The sequence below is a fragment of the Bacillus sp. FG16 genome (assembly GCF_057809515.1).
The window spans coordinates 1-633 of record NZ_JBMDKC010000300.1; the positions used below are offsets into that span (position 1 = coordinate 1).

At 31.9% G+C, this 633-nt stretch carries 1 pseudogene; it reads right to left on the reverse strand.

Annotated features, from left to right (window positions below):
- Positions 1-102: 102 nt before the first annotated feature.
- A pseudogene (locus ACODS7_RS32405) lies at positions 103-633 on the reverse strand (hypothetical protein); the annotation flags it as partial.

Below are 633 nucleotides of genomic sequence, written 5' to 3' on the forward strand. Positions count from 1 at the left end.
CACGTGATTTGCTCATAAATGTTTTTTGTCCAAATCCCAGACATGGAGAATAAGCTTACGTTACTTAGGCAGTGTACCTAGTGAAAAAGTACACTTTATTTCTCACATGTAATCTTCAATTTTCTCCCAAATAACATTGATTTTTGTAGTTTCAAAGCGTCTAAATAAGGTTGATAGACTAATTGTACTCTCTTGTTTTAATTCATTATAAGTTAACCTTCTATTGTGTTTTTTGTATATCCGAACTAATTCTTTTTTACAAGTACTTAATTCAATAGGCTTCTTTCCACCTTTATAATCATGGCGAAATCCGCATTCTTCCCTTAATTTTTTAATGGTCGAAAAGTATTGACGATATATATCAAGTGAAAATTTAGTCTGATCAGTTAGTTCACGCATAGTAGCAGCACGCCCTAATTTTTTACTAATCATTGTATATTCATGTCGCAGTAGTTCTCTTGAAATACCATCATATTTTTTGACTTCGATTAGCTGTTTACAACAGAATAAAATTTCTGGCCAACTTTGATTTAATCGTATCTTTAACGTATCGCTATAAGGAAAACGGCCCTTATTTCTTTTCGTGTTATACACATTCTTTCTTGTGGAGCCGATACGATTAAATTCGTAATT